Raw genomic sequence first — 2,366 nt, forward strand, 5'->3', positions numbered from 1 at the left:
TACCCAACCGGCCATCCTCAAGATGATGGCGATGGGCGGAGAGGGCAGCATTATAGAGCGCTTACAAGCCCTTCACATCGTGCCTTTGGCCATTTCGTACGAGTACGATCCCTGCGATTACCTCAAGGCTCGTGAGTATCAATTGCGCCGCGACGTGCCTTTCTGGAAGAAAACCGCCGAGGACGACATCGAGAGCATGCTGGTAGGAATCAAGGGTTACAAGGGTCACATCCACTACGAGGCCGCCCCCTGCATCGACGCATGGCTGGATACGGTGGACGTGGAGCAGCCCAAGAACCGGTTGTTTGACGAGATTGCCGCCCACATCGATACCGAGATACATCGCAGCTATCGCATTTATCCCTGCAACTACATAGCCTTGGATATGATTCAAGACACGAAAGTGTACGAAGAACAGTACACCGAGGAGGAGTACGAGCACTTCGAGGCGTACGTGGCAGGCCAGTTGGCAAAGATTGATATTGAGAATAAGGACGAGCGCTACCTGCGCACCTGCTTGTTGAGCCAGTACGCCTATCCCACCAAGAACTATCTGGCAGCCCGTGCGGCGACCGAGGGTGGCAGGTTCAAGTCGCTGCTCAACCGCTTCTCTTTCAAGAAGTAGACCATGCGGGGAGTGGGACGTTACCTTGCCGGAATGGCGTTGGCGCTGGTCGCCATCGTGCTGGCCGGCTGTTCAAACGAGACTTATGAGAGTGGAGATGGGAAGTATTCCTATCTCCAAGCTCATTATGTAGAGGCCCGAACCAACCATGAGGGCCGCTTTGTGAGCGTGGTTACCGACGAGGGAAAGGCCTTGCGGCTCCGTCCTTTCCTATCACCTCGCCGGGCAGTGACGCCCGATTCCGTCTATAGGGCCTTGTTTTACCATAACAAAGTGGAGGCTGACGGCACCACGGAGCCCGTTTCGATAACCCAAGTGCCCATAGTGAGACTGCGAAAAGTGGGCAAGGGCGAATCAGTGGCTACCGACCCGGTGAGTTTTGAGAGTGCTTGGGTATCGCCCAACGGCAAGTACCTGAACATTGCTTTCGGCTTGAAAACGGGCAAGGTGGATGATGAGAACACCGTGCAGACCATCGGTTTGCTGCTCGGTAAAGCCGTGACAGCCCTTGATGGGTCCGCGGAGCTTTACATACAATTCAGCCATGAGCAGAACGATGTGCCGCAGTATTACACCGCGCATCACGTTATCAGCATGCCTTTGGAGGGCTTTCGGGGCACGATTCATTTATCTGTCAATTCCTACAAGGGATTGGTTAACAAGGTGTTGACCGTTTCTTCCTTATAAGCCGGGGCGCCATGAGCCGTGTCTTGTTGCGTTTCGGTAGTCTTCATGATTATTTATGTCTTGCTTTATGACGAAAAGAATAAGGTTAATCTTATGGCTTGTCGGCAGTGCTTTGCTGTTGCCGGCATTGACCCTGCGGGCTTCTGACACGCTCTCGGTGGAGCGGTTGGGCCTTTATCCCGATACTTATGGCAACAGTGTGGCCAAGGTGCGCGAGGCGTTGGACTTGTGTCGGCAGAAGGGTTATGGCGTATTGCGGTTCGAGGAGGGCCGCTACGACTTTTGGCCCGAGGGCGCTTCGCGGCGTGACATCTTTGTTTCCAACACTTCATCGGAAACGGAATGTCCATCAAAAGAAAAGGTTATCGGGCTTTTGTTGGAAGACATGAGCAACCTGACGATTGACGGTGGTGGCGCCACTTTCGTGTTTCATGGCAAGATGACCATGCTGGCTATGCTTCGTTGCAAGGGTATCAGTCTGCGCAATGTGCGTTTCGATTTTGAGAGACCGGGCGGTTCGGAGCTTACTTACGAGCGGGTGACGGCCGACTCGGTGTATTTGCGGGCGCATAGGGACACCCGTTATGCGGTTCGTAGCGGGCGAGTGGTGTTGTATGGTGAGGGTTGGAAGTCGAATGTTACGCATTGTATCAAGTTCAATCCGGCTACGGATAGGTTCGATTTCAGCCGCGATTGGCAGTTGTTATCGGCTTCCGACGCGGTGGAAGTGGCTCCCGGGGTGTTGCGTTTCGCCCGTCCGGAGGGGCTGGAGCCTGCCGTGGGCAGTGTGCTTACGGTGCGCGACATCATCCGTGATCAAGTAGGTATGTTGTTGTTGGAAAGCGATGGCGTTGATTTTCATGACGTGTGGGTACATTACATGCACGGTTTGGGAATCGTCAGTCAGTATTCTTCCAATATCACGATGGACGGATTGCGTTGTTGTCCTCGTGAGGGCAGCGGACGGGTGTTGGCTTCCTCGGCCGATTTTCTTCATTTCTCAGGATGCAAGGGTAAGATAGTTATTCGCAACAGCGTGTTCTCCGGTGCGCAA

1 protein-coding gene and 2 pseudogenes are annotated in these 2,366 nt (G+C 54.0%); all 3 read left to right on the top strand.

Annotated features, from left to right (window positions below; translation table 11 throughout):
* Positions 1–625, top strand: a pseudogene (locus tag VIR50_RS11035) (acyltransferase); the annotation flags it as partial.
* Positions 626–628: 3 nt separating this feature from the next.
* Positions 629–1,312: a NigD1/NigD2 family lipoprotein gene (locus tag VIR50_RS11040; protein ID WP_331935173.1), complete on the top strand. Its 684-nt coding sequence runs from the start codon at positions 629–631 to the stop codon at positions 1,310–1,312.
* Between the two features lie 67 nt (positions 1,313–1,379).
* Positions 1,380–2,366, top strand: a pseudogene (locus VIR50_RS11045) (right-handed parallel beta-helix repeat-containing protein); the annotation flags it as partial.

The sequence above is a fragment of the Prevotella sp. genome (assembly GCF_036570325.1).
Classification (GTDB): domain Bacteria; phylum Bacteroidota; class Bacteroidia; order Bacteroidales; family Bacteroidaceae; genus Prevotella.

Coding starts and splice junctions, on each gene's coding strand:
- VIR50_RS11040 (WP_331935173.1), top strand. CDS start 629: ATGCGGGGAGTGGGACGTTACCTTGCCGGAATGGCGTTGGCGCTGGTC.